Below are 18,061 nucleotides of genomic sequence, written 5' to 3' on the forward strand. Positions count from 1 at the left end.
ATGCTTTCGCCGATCTCCAAATCGTTCGAGACACACATTTCATGCATCAACAGAATTGGAGTTCATTCACTCCCAAATTTGCTACACGGGTTCCAAGGGTATGGTCAACCTATCGCTCGTAGTGGTCCCGCTCCACTCCGTCGAAACCAGCCCGTGTTGCGGCAGCACTTCTTGAACAACAAGCCGCTACCGCACGGGCAAGGGTCGTTGCGGCCGAGCCGCTCCTGGAGTTCCTTGTTGCCGTGGACGATCCTGTGGCCCCGCTTGACGTGGGTCTCGCTCAGAATACCCCCGACGCCGCTTGGACATGACCTCGAAAGCAGGGCGTGTCGTCGAAATCCGGTCGCATGGGACACCTCCAGTTGATTGTCGATAGATCGTGTCGTGAGCATGGACGAGAAGCATGCCCCCCATCCTCAAAGGAGACAAGGGCCGGTCCGATCAGGTTCGGGGCCGGTCGGTAGACCTCCCTGTGGGCAAGTCCATCTCGCCTCGGCCAGCGCCCGAAGGGGTCCTGTGGCGAACGACTCATCGGCATGCGCCGCAAACGGTCCAACGCCAAGTCAATCTCGAATGCCATCGGGAAGGAGGTCTTCGAGCGGGACGACCTCGACCACGGCTTCCAGGTTGAGTGGGCCGTAGACGTGCGGGAACTTCTCCCATGAGTCGGGCGGGCTCTCCCACTTCAGCGGCGAGGTCAACTTGCTCGGCTCGATTCGCAGAACAACCAGCCTGGTCCGCCCTTTGTAGAACGTCTCGGCGACCCAGGGCAGTTGCTTCGGCGTCGAGCAGTGAATGAACCCCTCGGCCTCCAGAGTGTCGCCCCGATACCCGCCCCCGGCCTGAGCCTTCTCCCACTCCGATCGGGTTGTGATGCGCAGGATCTCGCCGGGCCTCGCTGTGGCCTTGCGCACCTGCTCGCCCGGCTCCAACTGCCGGATGCGGACGTTCCGCCAGCGGACCTGATACGGCCCCTGGCCCTTGGCGATGCCATGGACCTGGAGGCCGATGAAGCCACTCTTGTCCACGTCGTCGGTGTAGTCAGAAGCGGCGACCCCGTTGACCCACGAGCGGTAGCGGTTGCCTTGCACGGCGATTTCGTAGCGGTTCCAATCCTCGTCCTTGAATGCCTTGCGGGCTTCAGCTCTCTTGGCGAAGTCATCGAGCCAGCGGGTGCGGCGGGCCTCGTCCCAGAAGTTGCCCGAGACGCCCTTTGCCGATTCAGCGATCTCGCACTGCGGGCCGTACACGGTCCCGGCCTTGCGGACCTTTTTCGGGTCGGACTCCTGGGGCGTGTCCTTTTCGTACACATGGCTGCGGACCTGGACGCCCGAGTTCAGCCGGGGGTCGCACCTGACCTCCAGTTCGAGCACGAAGTCCTTGTAGTCCCCCCTGCAAAGGAACGTATTGGGACTGCCTTCCACGGTCGTGCCGACGATTGCCCCATCCTCGACCTTGTACGAGGCGAACCCACCGTTGACCTTCCAGCCGTCGAGGGTCTTCCCGTCGAAGAGTGAGACCCAGCCCTCGTCGGCGAATACGGTCGTCGAGTAGAACGACAGGACCAAGGCGATGGCCGTGAGCACGGTTCTCGATCTCGAAGTCATGGCAACTCTCCTGGATTCCCTCGGCATTGACATGGCTGGCGACAATCAAGTAAGTCAGGCTGGGCAGCAACGGACGTCTGGGCATCTGAGCAACCAACCTTAACGTTGAGCCTCATCCTAGACGACGACCAAGGGAAATCGAGCATCTTGTTTCGAATCGCCATCCGCCCCTGCCGCTGGTGGTATCAGTTGGGGCTCGCCCCGACGCCGACAACATCTCGCTGCCGCCCCTAAATCTCAGTCCCCGCCCGCCAAGGCGGTTGCGATGGCACGAACTCTCGACCAAAAATGCCGAGGGTAAGGTTCCTCCCCTGGAAATCGGAGCCCGGCAACTGGAGAATCAGTGCTTGCGGCGACGGCAAACCAGGCCAAGAAGGTTATGACCTGCGGTTATCAGTTCCATTCTCTTCCGGCATAGGACATTACTCGTGAACCCGGTCATGAACAACACGAAATGGGACGAGCTACGACTGGCGATGTACGGATTAGGGAATCTGAGCCCAAGCTGGAGCACCAAGGACCTATCGGGTTACATCTGTCCATACGATAAAGATTGGTTCTATCACTTCCGGAATGGGGGTTACGACTCGATCGAGTGGGTCCATATCCGGCTAGACTCACCGGAGCAGGATCGGGCGGTCGAGATGGCCCTGCGTCGGGTCCATGTCCCCGGCCACCGGGTTGAAGGTGGCTTCAGGGTCTACGGATACACCCAGGCCGCTGCGACAATAGACTACATCTGAATGTACGACGATTGGGAGTAAAAGTCATTGAATTGGCAGGAACTATTGCATCTGAAGAGCAATGGGCAAATTGCCAGCGAGGCTGCAACCTGCCACCCCCTCGTCCTTATCCTTCGGATATTCTCCTGCCGGTGCATCTCAACATCCTCGGGTACTTCGTCTTCGTAGATGCCGGGATCGAACGGCTCCGTCTTTCGTGCGATCTCCAGGCATCCGGCCAGTTGCCTGCGTTCAAAGATCGTCCTCATCTAAATAGAAACTTTCAAATGGGAAAGTAGATCAGGCGGCCCTGGCTTTTGGGTAAGCCGAACCCTCGATCTGGAAAGGGTTTGCCTGTCCCAGCCAGGTGAAGACTCGATCCAATAATTCCTCCAGATCCTTGCACCGATGATTCCGGGTGATGTTCTCGTGCAAATGCCACCATACCCGCTCGATCGGGTTCAGGTCCGGGGAGTATGCGGGGAGCAGATGGACTTCGATTCGACCCTCGTGCTTCCAGAGGTACTGGATCACCTCCAGGCTGGTGTGGCTCCCCGCGTTGTCGCAGATCACGTGGATCTTGCGGTAGCGTCGCAGCCTGCGGCGCAGGTCGTCGAGGTGCTTGATGAACAACGCTCCGTCGCGCCCTTGCTTGGGGGCCGCCTCGGTGACGAACACCTGGCCGGTCCGCCAGTGGATTGAGCCGGAGATGTGCCGCTTCTTGTTCGTCCCGGGGGTCTCGACCTTCGCTTGTCGGCCTTTGAACATCCACATCCGGCCGATCTTTGGGTTGGTGTGAACCTCGACTTCGTCCTGCCAGACGGCCGTCTCGTCCTCGGGCAGCTCTTCCAGGAGCTTCCGCAGTTCAGCCAGCTTGACCTGCCTCTCGTCTTCGTCCGGCTTCAGGGTCGGCCGGGGTCGCCGGTACACCAGGTGGCCGCGATGGAGCCAGCGACGGACGGTCTCCCGGCTGACGCGAACGCCTTCTCTTTCTCGCAAGAGCAGGGCCAACAACACACACGACCAGCGACTGCGGAGGAAACCGAAGTCGCTGGGGGTCGTGGTGGTCACCCAGTTCACGAGGATGGCGACCCAGCCGAAGCCCAGCCGAAAGGGCCGGCCCCGTTTCCTCCCAGTCAACCCTTCGAGGCCCTCGGCCTGGAACCGCTTCAGCCAGCGGTCGACAGTGCGTGAGCTGCAGAAGAGCATGGACTCGATGTTGTCCCAGGGATGGCCGTCAGCCAACAGGAGGATAATGTGGGCGCGAAAGCGGAGTTCGGGATCAGAATCCTTGCGGTAGATCGCCAAGAGTTCGTCGCGCTGAGTCGTCGAAAGGGAGAGCATGGGCGTCGTTAATGTTCGTCCGTGTTGAGTCGTCGGTGCAGTCCTCTGCATGAATTATAGGGGCAGGGCTACTTTCCCTTTGGCAGGGAACTATTTAGGCCACAAGGCGGGGATTTCGGCACGGAACTCGGCGTCGATCTCGGTGGCTTCGAGAAAGTTCAAGAACTTCTCCCCGACTGTTGGGTGGCGAGTAGGGCATACCCATCCTGGCACGGCTGGCCACCAAGCTCGATTGGGGATATCATTAACCTGTTCGGCGGGTCGATCCGCCGGGGTTGGTCATCAGGTAGCGGAGAGTCAAAGGCCATGCGAGCCCCGGAGCGGATCGACCAAGTGCTGGCGGTGGTCCGAGAAGTGTGGTATCGCTACCCGGACCTTCGGCTCGGACAGCTTATCGTCAACGCTGTGCAGCCGGACGAACCCTGCTCTCAGGTCTATGCCGTGGAGGATACGGTGTTGGTCCGCAAGCTCGAATCGTTAGCCAAGCGTTGGGGCCGCATCGACGCCTGAACCCGTATCTCAGCGGCCTCGGCCCGCCAAGACTACTGCACCAACTAACGTCTACCCTTTCTGACACATATCACAGGATGCCGACACGGCAGATTTCGCCGTGTCAGAAGGCTCGCTCGTCGGGAGCCCCTATTCGACACGGGAACGGAGCGACTTACGCCGGTTCTCTTTTCCATTGATACTCACAGGCCAACCCAAACAGACCTTCGGGGGCCTGCCATTCGCCATAGCAATATCCTCCCGCCTCGAAGGTGGCGAGGAACGGGAGGATAGCGTCGATCTGCTTGATGGTAACTGGTGGTTCGGTCGGCAGAAGACCATCCGAACCAGTATCATTCTCCATGACTGCGAACCAGTAGACGACGGGCTGCCCGTAGCGCCTCCTGCACCTCGGCGAAGCCTCCCAGGCTTTTGAGCCGGAACATCAGTTCGTCGATCTCGCCCTCAATCTCATCCAAGACCCGGCCATGGCCGTTATCCTGGCTCATCAACGTGGCAGTCGTCTTTGGCGAGGCGTGCTCACCTTTGGATTGCGAACGAGTCGCTTCGACTGCACTCGCCACCCTCTCGGGTTTCGATGCATTGGGCGAGGACTTCAATTTGGGAACGGCGGCACTGATCTTACCAAAGGATCGCTTTCCGGTGTTGCCCTGTTCTCGCTTGACCTTGTAGAAGATCGAATCGCTGATCGTCCCCTCGTTTCCGGCCGTCAACCACGCCCGGTTGATCGCCTTCACATTGGCCTTGGGGTCTTGCCCGAGCATCTCTTGGACGAAAGCCGCCTTGCCCATGCCCGTGCTTCCCCCACGACTAGCGGTGGGCGATTGAACCTCTTTGGCCTTAGAAGCCCCCCTGCTCTTCGTCCCCTTTGGTGGCTTGCTCTGGGCCACTGAACCTGTGATTGCTTCGGAGGACCCTCCATTGGTCCCCATTTTGCCGGTCGACTTGAGCTTGGATCGGGTCTTGCCCACCAGGCTCTCGCTGACCGTCCCCTCGTTTCCCGCCGACTTCCACGCCTCATTGACGGTAGCGAGGGTGGCGTCAGGATTGACGGACAGGAACTCTGCGACGAAAGGTGTCTTGCCCTGATTGACGCCGGGACCGATCGCCATGTTCTGTTCTCCAAATGCAGTGTGTGACAGGACACTATTCCTGTAGCTTATCTCAAGTTCTGTCACATTCGAGGCAATCGCTACCTTTTTCCTGAGCAGCACAGTCAATTTCAGGTGGGACAATGGCAAAGAAAGCGAGAGGAACGAGGACTAAACAAAGTAGAGGTGAGGAGGTCCAACCGACTTCCTTCGACCGGCTGTACCCCACCATCGCCCGTTGGATCACGCAGGAGGAGGGCTGGGTCGAGATCGGGGCCGACGATTACAGCCATTCGCTTGTCAGGGCTCTGTACGGGGGCGGAATGGTCTGGGAAGGGACTGATGTGTACGGGTCAATCGACGCAGCATTACGAGCAATGGAGGCGGGTATCACCGCATGGCTGGAAAAGTATCGCCCCGAAGAACTACGTACTGTTGGAACCGGACCAGGAATCGTCGGAACTCAGACTCGATCCGGTCAAGCCAGTCCGAAAGGAAACCTCAGAGGCATGAAACGAACCAAGGCAAAAGCTCCTCTTACCACCCTCGATCGATCACGACTGGGAAAGCGGAAACACACGCCGAAGGCCACGGCACAGTCGAAACCTGATGACCAAATGAAGGGAGATGCAGACTCATCGGTCCCACGACCCATCGCCGAGAAAGCCGTAATCGCTCGAAATAACCAGTCTTGTGTCGCCTGATAGCCTGGCAGACTGACCTTTTTTGTTCGTCCTCCGGAGTCAGACAATGCCACGTACTGATAGTCGGACGCCTCCAGCCCCGAGCGAGGCATGCCTCGAGGTGGGAGCAAGCTTCTCCCGGTAGGATAGCCAGACAATGGGGGATGACCCGATCCGCATCGGCATTAGCGATCTCGTCGAGCAGGCCGTTCACGAGTTCCTCCAGTGTGATCAATTCCCACTGATACAAGCAGAGCTTCCGCTGGACCACGCCAATCAGCTTTAGCTCCCGATTCGAGAAATCCATCGCTCTTGACTCCCCTCATGCCAGCCGCATCAGCAGCCCCGCCATTACGGTGGAGATCCTAATATCGCCGATGTGGCCTTTTCACGGTCATCCATTCGCCTCTGTCCACGAGGGGCACCCGTGCGATGTTCGCAGACCAATTACGTCCGATCGTGCCCCACACTAAATGTCCTCATATAGCACGGCCTTCTCGGGGCGATAGCTCGCCGCCAGAACCGTGGCTCTGACCACATGCTTGACCCGAAGCTCCAAGGGGCGGCCCCCAGCCAGCTTGACCGCCTCATCGATCACAGAGGAGTCGAAAACCACCTTGCCCTCGAATGGCTGCTCCACCTCGATGATGTAGCCCAACCAGTCGAGGCTGTCCCAAAATGGCAGTTGCACGAGATCGTGGGCGAACCTGTCGTCGGGTCGAATAGTCTCCGTGGGCACCGTCCCCAATTGGGCGATGGCCCGACGAGCAGCGAGCGCCACCTGAGCCTTCAGCGGCTCATCGGGGATTTTGCACCGCATCAGGAACTCGCCGTCGCACATCGTCGCCCGCATGCCACCGGATCGCCGCTGCACGCATCGCCCGATGGTGATTTCAGAGCGAGCGAATAAACCAGATCATGACGGCGACACAGAATAGCCAAGCTAGAGTTTCTAGACCCTTCGGCGGAATTACCGCTAGAATCGACACTGTAGCAAGGAAATCGGCTTCATGTCTCATGCGGCCCGCGCCTTGTGGAGGGATTGGGTCGTTGCCGAGCGGCCGTCTCCTTGACGTTCCCGTTGCAGGTCCAACGCCAACCTGCCCTCGATCCCGCGTTTCGTCCGCACCCGATAGACCGACTTCTGCATCTTCCGATAACGCCGGTTGCCTCGCTCCACCGCATTCGACGTCGCTCCCAGCAGCCGCTCATCCAGGAACACCAGCGCCTTCTCCAGGCCCGGCGTCTGCAACTTCTTCAGCGCCTCGCGCAAGCGACCGAATCGACGCAACCGCGCCCGCAGCCGCGCCAGCTTGGCTAACGCCGTGGCCAGGCGACAGCGCCGGTCGAAGAGGCGGTAGACCTCGTCCATCAGGTCCCAGAGCGTGCGGAGTTGCGGCTGCCCGCGACTGATCCGCCGCAGCGTCGCCCGCTCCGACGCGTTGAGCCGACGCTTGACGAACAGGTACCGATGCTCGAACAGCGCACCGACCTTAGACTCGATCCGCTTCTTGAGCCGCACCGCGCGTCTCGCGGCTGCGGTACCGGGGCGGCCGCGACCGACCTTGGGGGCAGCGGCCTTCAGTCCTTTGCGCACCTTGGCCACGGCGGAGAGGACCGCATTGGTAATCTCGCGGAGCACGTGGAATGTGTAGACCTGATGGGGGATCGCGCCGAAGACGGTGGCGATCGGCTCCGGGTAGAGCGACGAACCATCGGTGGTGATCCCGCGGAGGGTCAACCCGCGCGCCTGCAACGCCTTGTGGAATCGGCGGAAAAACCTCTCGATGTCCTTGTGCTTCGGGGCACCACTCAGGACGTGGTAGGAGAGCCGCTTGAAGGTGTGGTTATCGACGATCGAGAGGATGCAGAACGGCCCGTCATACAGCTCGTCGGCCGCGATGTAACCCGAGAAGTCGGCCAGGGCCCAGTCGAGATGAGTGGTGTGGGCGGCTCGCGCCGCCTTTTTCCCCCCCGGCCTCGACCCAATTCTGGATCGTGGCATAGGGGACGAAGACGCGGTGGTCGCGCCACAAGGTCCAGCCCGCGGTGCGATAAGGGAGGCCGTCCTCGACGACCAGTCGGACCGCGGTGTCGACGCCCCGGCGCGTGTAGTGGCTCCCCGGTTCGGCCAGGTCGGCCATGTTGGCGTTGAAGTACTTGCGACAGCGGGTGCAGTAGTGCTGGGAGTAGAGCACGACGATGTCGCGCGGTCGTCCCGTGAGGGGAGCGCCGAGGTCGTGGAGGGAGCGACGCGCCCTGCGATCGCGGTAGGAACTGTGTCCACAATGAGGACAGGGCCGCCGGCGGTAATTGCGACTGCGGAGACTGAGATTGGGCTTAGGCAAGTCCTCGATGCGAGTGATGCCCTCGATGGGGTCGGGTCGGTATTCGCCGGGCCCTGGTATGACAAACCTCCTGGAAGAGTCCTACCAGGCAATACGTCAGGCGATGGGGTTTTGTTCATCGAATCCGCCCGGTAATCGTGCTATAGACTCAAAAATGTGGCCTATTCGTTGCGAGAGAACGTCATCAAAAGCGATTCGATAAATGCTATATATAATTCAAACATTTAATTTCGTGACACTTTCGACTATCCGACAGAAAACGACACAGCCCAAGGTCTTCCGAGGGGAATATCCTGGGCTGGGAGTGCTATGCCGAAAAATATTTCAGACATGCTTATATAATGTGCCATGCCAAAAATTCAAAAAATCCCATTTGTTCTTTTATCAGAAAATTAATCAGCCCCTACGGGTACGGCTCGAAAGACGACTTCGGCTATCGACGACCCACTAATAAGGCTCTCGTCAACGATTACAATCGCAGGAGCTATATCCGGGGACTGACCAACGCCCAGATGTGCGATCACTTCGACGGGGAGAGCACGTTCTACTTCTGGGCCGACGGACGCATCAAGACTCACAAGTCATTAATATGCATTAATATTTACAACAACAATTTTGTCAGTCTGAACGCCGCTCTGGCATTTGCCAAGCACCTTCGGGACCGTTTCTTCCCCGATCTCTACTTCGAGCCGTCCACGGGCGGCAAGGGCGTCCACGGCTACGTGATCATCGACAAGCGGGGTTCGGCGACGAGCGGCTCCACGGCCTCTGCAAGATGCTCGACCGGTCACTCAAGACGATCCACAGGCGATGGCAGGCCCAAAATCCGGATCAAGTCGTCGAGGGAGTTGAGATCAAGGGTCATCCGCCCCGGATCACTTGGTCCAGGGACGGCCAGATGAACGACCTGATCTCGGGGCAGTTCGCCAAATTGCCCAGGGAGATGTTGTCCAAGTTCGAGGAGTTCGAGAAGACGACCGTCCAGGGCGATCGCCAGATCAGCCAACTCTCGCTTCAGTACAAAGAGGACACGATTGTCTTGGACGTACCTACCGCCCTGCCTCGCAAGCCGTCTTCCTCGCTGACCGGTTGCGTGGTCAAGCAGACCAACCTCGATCAGTTCGATGCTTACAGGAATTTTGCCCGAAGGATTATCCCCAGCTCGCTCAAGACCACGGGTAGAGAAGTTGCCACTGACGACGACATGGCCGTTCTCCTGATTATTTTGGAAGCCTGCACCAACAACATGAATGCTGATAGATCGATGCCGACGGCCCGCATCCGTCAGAACTGGGAAATTCTCTTCGCCAACACCGACGTCATGCGTCCCTGGTGTCCACGCAGCTATACAGCATTACGAGACAGATTGTCCGAAAAGGACTACATCGACTGGGGCGACACCCATTACTTACCCGGTTCGATGAGCCCAGATGGCAAGGGTAAGACGGCCAGGCGGAGGGCGTCGGAGGCGTTGATGAACTTGTTGGACAACGAGAAACGGCGATTGCAGAGCGGTAAGGCTGTTGTCGAGCCGAAAATGCCTGATGACGAACGTGTTTTTGCGGTGGCGTTTCTGGAATAAGGGAGAGGGAGGAGGATCTTTATTATGACAAGATCATTCTTCTGCCCGCCGAGGAGCCTAAACCATCCTGGTTCATCGGCCTGAGGCAATACAACTACGTCCGACCGCTCCTTGATGTGGGTGCCGGGCGTTTGAGAATGGCGACATGAGCCCGACAACCCAAGACAACAGCCCCGAACTTGACAATCACCGGATCGTTCCCCGTCCACCGCCTGTAAATCAAGCGTCCCGGACCTTCAGGGCAATGAGAACCAACCCTCCCTGGTTCAGGACAATCTCTTTTACTCGGAGAGGATGGTTTCGAGAGGCACGACCTCGACTACGGCGTCCAAGTTCAGGGGGCCGTAGAGGTGCGGAAACGCTTCGTCCGAGCCGGGAGGGCATTCCCACCTCAGTGGTGACGTCAGTCGCCCGGAGTCAATCCTGAGCACGAGCAGGTCGGACTGGCCCGTGAAGTACCTACCATAGACCCCGGAAACTTGCTCGGGCGTGCAGAAGTGGATGAACCCCTTTGTCGCCAAATTGTCTCCCCGGTACTCGCTGTTAACCTGGGACTCTTCCCACGTCGTCCGGGCCGTGATGTGCAAGATTTTGTCGGTCATCGGGGCCTCTTCGATTTCACTCATTCTCGTGACACTCCCAGTCGTACGGCGACAACGGGATCAACGACCGGGTAAACCGCTTCCCGAGGCGTGACCAAGCGGTCATACGTAGTCGTCGCATTCGCCCGCTGCTCGGCCACAAACCCGGAGATATCCTGAATGTCGAGCAGCCACTCCTTGGCATATTTGGAGAGGACTTTTCCCCTCAGCCCGAGTTGGATCGCTCTCCGTTCGACCGGGTTGCCAGACGGCCCGTGGTCGGGATCCCATTGAAGCCGCACGTCAGAATCGGCGACGGCTTGCTTCCAATCCCTCTGACTTCCGTAGGCGTCAGGATCGAAAGACGAGTGGACCGCCAGCCGGAGGATCTCGTTGAAGGCGTCTCGCTTGAGCCGGACGGCCAGCGTCACCTCCTGATTCTCTTTGGTGCCCCAGCCGGAGCGGTACATCATCCAGAGGAAGTTCGGCTTGATCCAGGTCATCCGGCTCGTGCTGAAGTCGCCACCGAAGTAGCCGTGCCTGGCGGCGAAGTGGCCAATGGCGGGGTTGTACGCCTGATAGACGACGACAGATTCGTCGTCGAACTGGGCCAGGATATGGCGACCGAGCCTGGGCCAACGGTCCTTCTGAGTGAGGTAGGGTTCGATGATCAGATTCATCATATTCCCGTTCGGATCGAGAGGTGCCGAAGTTGCTCACGATCCGACCGTGACGGACCGGCGACAAGCCCTAGAGTTCTGGCCCATCGAACTCAGGTGAGATCCTTCTTGAACAGCACGAGGCGGGCTGTCTCACGGTAACCGATCGCCCCGTGGGCCTGATAACTGATGTCGTTCCAAAGCTCGGCGTCCGAGGCCATCTGGCGGCAACCCTTCGACCGAGCCCAATCTTCGGCTGCCTCGACCAAGGCCCTCCCGACTCCTTGACGCCTAGAATCGGGATCAACATACCAGCCTTCGATATAGCCGACCGGCGTCGTTTCGCAGCCATCGGCCCTGGAGCGGAGGGCCACTTCCAGGAAGCCGCAGAGCTTGCCTCCTGGCCACTCGGCAAAGAAGACCTCCTCCAAGTCACTTTCGAGGATCTCGTCCATCTCCCGGACTTGCTCATCGTCGGGGCAGTCATCCCATAAGGTTCGCCGCATACCAAGCCAATCGGCCCGGTCTTGCGGCCCGCCCTTCCTTACATTGACGTTTATCAAGCCGTACCTCCCAGCCGTCAACCCGGCGTCAATCTGTTCTGGTCACCTCCAGCCATCTTGCCTCGTTCACCGTCATCTGGTCCAGATGGCGGCGAACATCGTCGCCCAGGCTCGCACTTCACTCTGAGGTGGCCCCCATCGTCTAGACCAAAAAACGGCGATCCTTAGCTATTCCCCTATCAGCCCGTGGTGGCCCCGATGCCACGGTAAACCGTCCCTGGAGTCTGATACCCCAGCGATTCGTGGAGCCGGTCCTCGTTATAGAAGCCAAAGTAACGCCTCGGGCCTCGCTGCAACTCGGACACCGTTTCGTAGCCTTGAATGTAAATGTTCTCGTATTCCACGGTCTTCCAGAGCCGCTCGACGAACAGTTTGTCCAACGCCCTCCCACGGCCGTCCATGCTCACCGCCACCTCGGCCGCCTCCAACCTCCCGGTGCACGCCTCCGCCGTGAACTGCACCCCTTGGTCGGTGTTGAACACCTCCGGCTTTCCCGATCTCAAGGCGTCTTCCAGCATCTCCAGGCAGAACGAGCCGTCCAGCGTGTTCGACAGCCGCCAGCCGATCACGTACCGGCTGTACCAGTCGAGCACCGCCGCCAGGTACAGGCACATGAACCCCTCTCGCATCGGCACATAGGTGATATCGGTGTTCCACACGTGGTTCGGCCGCTCGACTTTCACGCCTCGCAAGAGATACGGGGAGACCTTATGTCCCCTCCCGGCCGTGCTCAGCCTCGGCTTGGGATCGATCGCTTCCAGGCCCATCTTCCGCATCCGCCGCTGCACTCGCTTTCGATTGACCTCCTCCCCGTGTTGGTCCAGCCAGGGGGTCATCTTGCGACTACCGTAGAACGGACAGGCCGTGTATTGCTCGTCGATCAACTGCATCAGTCGCAAGTTCTCAGGCGTCTCACCGGTGGGCTGGTAGTAGAGGCTCGATCGGCTCAGGCCCAGCAACTCGCACTGACGACGGACGCTCAGCTCGGGATGATCGGCCTCGACCAACGACCTTCGGTCCTCAGCCGAAGGGGACAACTTTTTTCTGACCGTCACGGATTTTGAGGGGATCGTCCGCCTGCTGACATGATCCGACAAAACGGCCATGATCCACGGTGCACGGAAGGAGGTGGATCATGGCCGACGGGACCGTGGCGCGGTCCTCGCGGGCGCACCGTACCATTTGCTTACCCATCTCGGAAGAGGCCTACACGCTCGCCGTCGACGCGCGGGACGCCGATCCGACGCATCCGCTTGCGCGACGGTGCCGCCTTCAGCGTCCGGCCCTCGTTCCTCACGCCCTACATGACCGCCCGCGTCGCCGACGTCGAAGGCCCGCTGTTCCTGCGGACCTTCGGCGTCCCTTTCTGGGCCCTGGCCCGCGTCTTCGGCCGCGATCCGATGTACTGGTACCGGCTGACGTGCGGCCTGGGGCGGGCGAACGTCGCGGGGACGACCATCCGGCGGGCCGAGATCCCGGCCCACCTCCTGGCCGACGAGCATCACCAGACGATCGACGGCACGAAGGTCTACGTCGCCACGGTCGTCGGAGAGGGCTGCGTCCTGGGGGCCGAGCCGGCGGCGACGGCCGGGGCTGCCGAGCTGACGGCCGCCTACGGCGTCTTCAAGGCCGAGGCCCGCGACGTCGAGCCGGGATATGCCCCCCGGACGGTGAGCGTCGACGGCTGGGCCTCGACGCATCAGGCATGGCTGGCCCTGTTCCCGCTGGTCGTCCTGCTCCGATGCTTCCTGCACGGATGGCTGAACATCCGCAGCCGGGGCAAGCTGAGCGAGTCGTTCCGGGAGCTGTCGAGACGGGCCTGGGAGGCGTATCGCGCGCCGTCCCGCAGGGGCTTCTCGCAGCGACTCCGGCGGCTCCGCGAGTGGGCCCGAGGGAGGGGGATGTCGGCGTGGCTGCTGGAGCAGGTCGAGAAGCTCTGCGGCCGATCGAGGGACTACGCCAAGGCGTACTCGCACCCGGGCGGCCATCGGACGAGCAGCATGCTCGACCGGATGATGCGTGGGATGAACCGCTACTTCGACCGCGGCCAGCACCTGCACGGCTCGCCCGCCGCCTGCCGACTCCACTGCCGCGCCTGGGCCCTGCTGGCGAACTACGCCCCCTGGCATCCGGCGGTCACGCTCGAGAACGAGGGATGGCGACGCCCCGCCGAACGCCTCAACCGCCATCGCTACCACGACGATTGGCTCCAGAACCTCTTGATCTCCGCCTCCCTCGGAGGCTACCGCTCGAATCCCCCCCAAAATCCGTGACGGTCAGAAAAAAAAATTTGCCGGACAACTCAATGACATTGCCGACAAGCACGCCAGCAAACGGATTGAAGTCTGGTTCGAAGACAAGGCCCGGTTCGGCCAAAAAGGGACGTTAACCACGGTCTGGGCTCGCAAGGGTTCGCGACCGACAGCCGTACGTCAGACGGAGTACGAATCCCTCTGGGTGATCGCCGCGGCTTGCCCAGCCACGAGGGCCACCACAGGACTGATCATGCCCAAGCTCAACACCGAGGTGATGAGCCTGTTTCTCGAAGAGTTCTCCCGTCAGCTCGCTCCTGACGTGCATGCGGTGCTGGTCTGAGATGGCGCGGGCTTTCATACGAGCCCCTCTCTCGTCGTGCCCGGGAACGTGACGATCCTCCGACTCCCGCCGTATGCGCCGGAACTCAATCCGATCGAGAACCTTTGGCACGATCTACGGTCGCACTACTGGTCGAACCGGTTCTCTCCCGATTGGGAGGCGCTGAAGGAAGCGACCGTCACAAGCCTGCTGGCCGTCGGGAATGACGCGAAACGCATCAAAACCGTGTGCGCCGCCCCCTACACCACTGGCTGGGAAAGCGCAGGAACTAATTAGAGTCCGTATCAGTTACCTCGAGTCCATGAAAAAATCTCTCGATGTCATGGCTGCGGCCGGCGTGCTTAACGTGAGGATCAAGAAAAACTAATAAGCACGATTGCCAACTCGCCAGCCGTCCCGTTGGCGTAACCTACCCGTTTGCAAGATCGAGAGGGCCGGGGGCTGCAAACCCGGCCGAGTCCACCTGTGGCTCCAGTCTAACCTGGCTCGAGCCGGGGCCAGCCACCGCCTCGTCCTTGGGTAGCCTGAACCTACACCCCTTTGAGGATCACGACATGATCGCTACCAGCATCTCACCTGACACCACCACCCCTGGCATCGGTTCCCAGGCCGCCATCTCGGACGACGTCCTGGAAGGGCTGGCCGAGGGGATTGCCCAACTTGTCCGACAGGGATTTGACGCCGAACTGATCGTTGAACGAATCGACCGGGCCGCCGACGCCTTGGGGTTGCCCGCAAGCCATCCAGCCTGCCAAGCGTTCCGGGAGGCTACCAGAGCGATGACGATCGAGGCGACGGATGCGATGAAGCGTAGGACGGCCGCTCCAGTTCGGGTGGGCAGTGTGAACGAAGTTGCCAAGGGTCGTTGGTCATACGCTCCGTGAACCCGCAATCAGCCAACCAACCATGCCGCCATGCCACCGCAGACCGCACGCCTGACACCAGTGCAAGCCAACTGCGAGCGGGATCGCCTACCACCCAGGCTCGATGCACAATCGCTGTCGTCCGCTCCCGAGGCCATGATCGGGCCAACCACCTCGCCTGCCACCTGGGTGGCGAATCGCACAAATCCCCGATTCTCGGGATCGTCTTGTTACCTTTCCGGTGCGGCTTGCAGGATTAGAGGAAGAGATCGTCCAGGCTTACCCAATAGCCACCCTGTCGAGTCGCATGTACCGACCCTGCTAGACGGTTGCGTATAGCCTTCCCCCACTCTGGAATGCGTCTGATTTAGCCAGATCGCGGCCCTATCACGGGCAGCCACATCATTGCGCCATAGAAACTATTTCGTGCATTCGTGATCGCAAAGTAATTTAATAGCAAATCAATCAACCCCAATTGCATGCCGGACATAAATTAGCCATGATCTCCCTTCCGGTCCAGGCGAAGCCGCCCCCCCGGTTCATGTTGAACCCACGCTAGCAGGCTTCGGCCGAGCCTGGCTGGACAGGAGTCATTCGATGAAGATTATAACGAAGCGGTTAGGGCTTGCGGTTGCGGTGCTGGGACTCTTAACCGTGGCGGCGGGACAGGCGAGGGCGACCCTAATCGTCGACCAATCATTTGTGGGCTATTCAAACCTCGGTGCCGCGTTGGCGGAAGGGTATGCGTTCGTAGGGCAGACCGTCACTACAGGTGTCACGGGTAGCCTGGTCGCAGTCGAATTGGAAGCATCGCGCAGCGAAAGTTTTTTGACGCCCTGGATCCTGGACATTCAGGTCGTGAGCGGCGGACTGCCGACCGGGGTGGTACTGTCGACGACGACGATCAATCCGAGTAACTTCCCGACATCGCGGCCGTTCCCGCCGACTACACCGCTCCCGCTGGTTGTGAACCTGGCGACATCGGTATTCTTGAATGCGGGCGACCAATTCGCCATCGTTCTTCACCCTCAAGGCGCGACTGGCAGTCCGAGCTTGTGGGCCGGCACCTGGTCCGGGACAACGGGCAACGCCTATGCAGGCGGGACGATGGTGCTGGGGATGCAAGCGAACAGCCTCACGTCTGTGGGGAGCGACCTCGACCTCTACTTCCGTACCATTGTCGACACGACCCCCCTCGTCCCCACCCCCGAACCCTCCACCCTGGCCCTGGTCTTCACCGCCCTCCCGATGGGCCTGGGCCTCGCCTGGAAGCGTCGTCGCAAGGCCGTGACTGCCTGAAGTCTGATGAGCCCTGGCAAGCTACCCTGGCGAACCATCCTATCCCCCCCCACTACCAAAGCCCCGTCGCTCCGCATGATCGCGGGTTGGCGGGGCTTTTGTATGCGCGGGTTTTCTCGGGGAGCGTGAGGAGGCCACGGGCGTCCACGTGGCAGATTCTTGCCAGGCGACCAACGTTTCCCCCGGCCGCTTAGTTCCGCTGATCTGTTCAAGCTGTTTGCCACTGCTGCAACCGGACCCGTTCACCTCAAGATGACCGGGCCTGACAGAGCCGCCTTGTACCAGATTGCCGCCGGCACGGGATTTCGGGCCAATGAGATCCGGTCGTTGACTCCGGAGAACTTCCTGCTAGACCGGGATGATCCGGTCGTCAGAGTGAATGCGGCGTACGCCAAGGATCGCAAGGAGGTGGACCAGCCGATCCGTCAGGATCTGGCCTTGCTGCTCAGCAATTGGCTCAAAGGGAAGACCGCCGGCCTCCCCGTGTTCCCGAAGCTCACTAAGCATACGAATCTTCTAATTCGAGGGGATCTTGCCCGCGCCGGCATCGCCTATCGCGATTCATCGAAGCTGAAACTCGTCGCGGACTTCCACAGTTTACGCCACACGTACGTCACGATGGTGGTCCAGAGCGGTGCGACCGTGAAGGCGTGCCAGACATTGGCGAGGCACAGCACACCGGTCCTGACTATCGGTCGTTATGCCAAGGCCAGTTCCGAGGAACTTCGAGGGGCGATGGACCGACTACCCAGCACGTTGGATGAGCGAAGTACAGTCAAGACCGGCCCACAGGGGCTTGCCACTCATTTGCCACTTCCAGGGGACGGATCGGGGCGGGATATGGCGGACGCTGACGCAATCCCTAACGGTGGCGAGCTTCAAGCCCTAGACGAGTGGAAAGGCTGCAAAGCCTTGAGCGAAGCGGAATTAGACGCCTTGTGTCGGTTACTGGCGGTCACTGACGGAACGGAGGGGGTGGGATTCGAACCCACGGTAGGTTTGACCCTACTACGGTTTTCAAGACCGTCCCAATCGGCCACTCTGGCACCCCTCCTCGGATCAAACGAGCTTCAAACGATCAGTGACCCACTTCGTCGATGATATCTTCCGCGACGTAAATCGGCACGTCAACTGTCACCGCCACGGCAATAGCATCGCTGGGTCGTGAGTCGACCTCGACGATCTCGCCGTTGTGGCGGATCCGGAGCTTGGCGAAATAGGTGTGATCACGGAGCTCGCTAATGAATATATCTTGCAGCTCGCCGCTAAGCAACTCGATCGTGTTGGCGAGCAGGTCATGGGTCAGGGGACGCGGAACGGGAAGGCCCTTCACGCGGCGGTCGATGCTCGTCGCTTCGAAGATGCCGATGACGATCGGGAAGGTCCGATCCCCCTCGACTTCCTTGAGGAAGATGATCTGCTGCTCGTTGTTCTCGTTGATGATGATCCGCGTAAGTTCCATCTGCACGGGCACGGCGGTCGTCTCCCCTGGCGCACTTCTCGCGGGTCCGCCGCATCCGCCTTCGGCGGTTGCGCTTGCCGGTCTGCCCGTCGGTTCACGACGGGCGTTCTTCCATGATAATAAAGAGGGCGGCGGACCCCGTCAACGCAGCC

18 protein-coding genes, 1 tRNA gene and 2 pseudogenes are annotated in these 18,061 nt (G+C 60.2%); 8 read left to right on the plus strand and 13 right to left on the minus strand.

All coding sequences use genetic code 11. From position 1 onward, the window contains the following. Positions 1-104: 104 nt before the first annotated feature. Positions 105-392: an SEC-C metal-binding domain-containing protein gene (locus SINAC_RS42025; protein WP_217265620.1), complete on the minus strand. Its 288-nt coding sequence runs from the start codon at positions 390-392 to the stop codon at positions 105-107. A gap of 171 nt (positions 393-563) precedes the next feature. After that, the gene (locus tag SINAC_RS41415) at positions 564-1,607 is read right to left on the minus strand and encodes a DUF952 domain-containing protein (RefSeq protein ID WP_015249235.1); all 1,044 of its coding nucleotides are present in this window, start codon (positions 1,605-1,607) and stop codon (positions 564-566) included. 440 nt (positions 1,608-2,047) lie between these two features. Here SINAC_RS41415 and SINAC_RS29590 point away from each other — a divergent pair, with 440 nt between their 5' ends. Next, on the plus strand, positions 2,048-2,350 hold the full coding sequence (locus SINAC_RS29590) for a DUF6678 family protein (RefSeq protein ID WP_020466962.1): 303 nt from the start codon (positions 2,048-2,050) through the stop codon (positions 2,348-2,350). A gap of 279 nt (positions 2,351-2,629) precedes the next feature. Here SINAC_RS29590 and SINAC_RS29600 read toward each other — a convergent pair whose 3' ends face one another. Next, the gene (locus SINAC_RS29600; RefSeq protein WP_015244135.1) at positions 2,630-3,673 is read right to left on the minus strand and encodes an IS630 family transposase; all 1,044 of its coding nucleotides are present in this window, start codon (positions 3,671-3,673) and stop codon (positions 2,630-2,632) included. 306 nt (positions 3,674-3,979) lie between these two features. Between SINAC_RS29600 and SINAC_RS29605 the strand changes: the two genes are divergently transcribed. Next, the gene (locus tag SINAC_RS29605; RefSeq protein WP_015249238.1) at positions 3,980-4,183 is read left to right on the plus strand and encodes a hypothetical protein; all 204 of its coding nucleotides are present in this window, start codon (positions 3,980-3,982) and stop codon (positions 4,181-4,183) included. 332 nt (positions 4,184-4,515) lie between these two features. Here the strand turns inward: SINAC_RS29605 and SINAC_RS29610 are convergent, their stop codons facing one another. The 4 genes from SINAC_RS29610 to SINAC_RS41420 form a co-directional block, all read right to left on the minus strand. After that, positions 4,516-5,397 carry a hypothetical protein gene (locus SINAC_RS29610; RefSeq protein ID WP_237722803.1) on the minus strand — a complete coding sequence of 294 codons (882 nt, stop codon included), beginning with the start codon at positions 5,395-5,397 and terminating at the stop codon, positions 4,516-4,518. 1,029 nt (positions 5,398-6,426) lie between these two features. Then, on the minus strand, positions 6,427-6,810 hold the full coding sequence (locus tag SINAC_RS29615; protein ID WP_020466964.1) for a hypothetical protein: 384 nt from the start codon (positions 6,808-6,810) through the stop codon (positions 6,427-6,429). A 162-nt stretch (positions 6,811-6,972) separates the two neighbouring features. Then, positions 6,973-7,947: a transposase gene (locus SINAC_RS29620; RefSeq protein WP_261339231.1), complete on the minus strand. Its 975-nt coding sequence runs from the start codon at positions 7,945-7,947 to the stop codon at positions 6,973-6,975. Continuing rightward, on the minus strand, positions 7,838-8,305 hold the full coding sequence (locus tag SINAC_RS41420) for a hypothetical protein (RefSeq protein WP_237722794.1): 468 nt from the start codon (positions 8,303-8,305) through the stop codon (positions 7,838-7,840). Before SINAC_RS41420 ends, SINAC_RS29620 begins: the two co-directional genes overlap by 110 nt. An 898-nt stretch (positions 8,306-9,203) precedes the next feature. Here SINAC_RS41420 and SINAC_RS29630 point away from each other — a divergent pair. Beyond that, on the plus strand, positions 9,204-9,887 hold the full coding sequence (locus tag SINAC_RS29630; protein ID WP_015249244.1) for a hypothetical protein: 684 nt from the start codon (positions 9,204-9,206) through the stop codon (positions 9,885-9,887). Between the two features lie 281 nt (positions 9,888-10,168). Here the strand turns inward: SINAC_RS29630 and SINAC_RS29635 are convergent, their stop codons facing one another. From SINAC_RS29635 to SINAC_RS29650, 4 genes are all read right to left on the minus strand, one after another. Then, positions 10,169-10,489 (minus strand): DUF952 domain-containing protein, encoded by a 321-nt coding sequence (locus SINAC_RS29635; protein WP_244884906.1) that lies wholly within the window; start codon positions 10,487-10,489, stop codon positions 10,169-10,171. A gap of 20 nt (positions 10,490-10,509) precedes the next feature. Then, positions 10,510-11,148: a DUF4291 domain-containing protein gene (locus SINAC_RS29640; RefSeq protein WP_015249246.1), complete on the minus strand. Its 639-nt coding sequence runs from the start codon at positions 11,146-11,148 to the stop codon at positions 10,510-10,512. Between the two features lie 92 nt (positions 11,149-11,240). After that, positions 11,241-11,711 carry an aminoglycoside 6'-N-acetyltransferase gene (aac(6'), locus tag SINAC_RS29645; RefSeq protein ID WP_390553447.1) on the minus strand — a complete coding sequence of 157 codons (471 nt, stop codon included), beginning with the start codon at positions 11,709-11,711 and terminating at the stop codon, positions 11,241-11,243. A gap of 158 nt (positions 11,712-11,869) precedes the next feature. Continuing rightward, positions 11,870-12,796: an IS3 family transposase gene (locus tag SINAC_RS29650; RefSeq protein WP_081598338.1), complete on the minus strand. Its 927-nt coding sequence runs from the start codon at positions 12,794-12,796 to the stop codon at positions 11,870-11,872. A 147-nt stretch (positions 12,797-12,943) separates the two neighbouring features. On the opposite strand from SINAC_RS29650, the gene SINAC_RS41425 reads away from it, so the two are divergent. The 5 genes and pseudogenes from SINAC_RS41425 to SINAC_RS42030 form a co-directional block, all read left to right on the plus strand. Further along, positions 12,944-13,963: a hypothetical protein gene (locus SINAC_RS41425; RefSeq protein WP_244884907.1), complete on the plus strand. Its 1,020-nt coding sequence runs from the start codon at positions 12,944-12,946 to the stop codon at positions 13,961-13,963. Positions 13,964-14,027: 64 nt separating this feature from the next. Further along, positions 14,028-14,561: pseudogene (locus SINAC_RS41430) on the plus strand (IS630 family transposase). A 278-nt stretch (positions 14,562-14,839) separates the two neighbouring features. Beyond that, positions 14,840-15,169, plus strand: a complete 330-nt coding sequence (locus tag SINAC_RS29665) for a hypothetical protein (protein ID WP_015249250.1) — start codon at positions 14,840-14,842, stop codon at positions 15,167-15,169. A gap of 576 nt (positions 15,170-15,745) precedes the next feature. Further along, the gene (locus SINAC_RS29670) at positions 15,746-16,447 is read left to right on the plus strand and encodes a PEP-CTERM sorting domain-containing protein (RefSeq protein ID WP_015249251.1); all 702 of its coding nucleotides are present in this window, start codon (positions 15,746-15,748) and stop codon (positions 16,445-16,447) included. Between the two features lie 252 nt (positions 16,448-16,699). Next, a pseudogene (locus SINAC_RS42030) lies at positions 16,700-17,104 on the plus strand (site-specific integrase); the annotation flags it as partial. 310 nt (positions 17,105-17,414) lie between these two features. Here SINAC_RS42030 and SINAC_RS29675 read toward each other — a convergent pair. After that, a tRNA-Ser gene (locus SINAC_RS29675) sits at positions 17,415-17,501 on the minus strand. 24 nt (positions 17,502-17,525) lie between these two features. Beyond that, the gene (locus tag SINAC_RS29680; protein ID WP_020466974.1) at positions 17,526-17,909 is read right to left on the minus strand and encodes a bifunctional nuclease family protein; all 384 of its coding nucleotides are present in this window, start codon (positions 17,907-17,909) and stop codon (positions 17,526-17,528) included. Positions 17,910-18,061 lie beyond the last annotated feature (152 nt).

The organism is Singulisphaera acidiphila DSM 18658 (genome assembly GCF_000242455.2).
In the GTDB taxonomy this organism is placed as follows: domain Bacteria; phylum Planctomycetota; class Planctomycetia; order Isosphaerales; family Isosphaeraceae; genus Singulisphaera; species Singulisphaera acidiphila.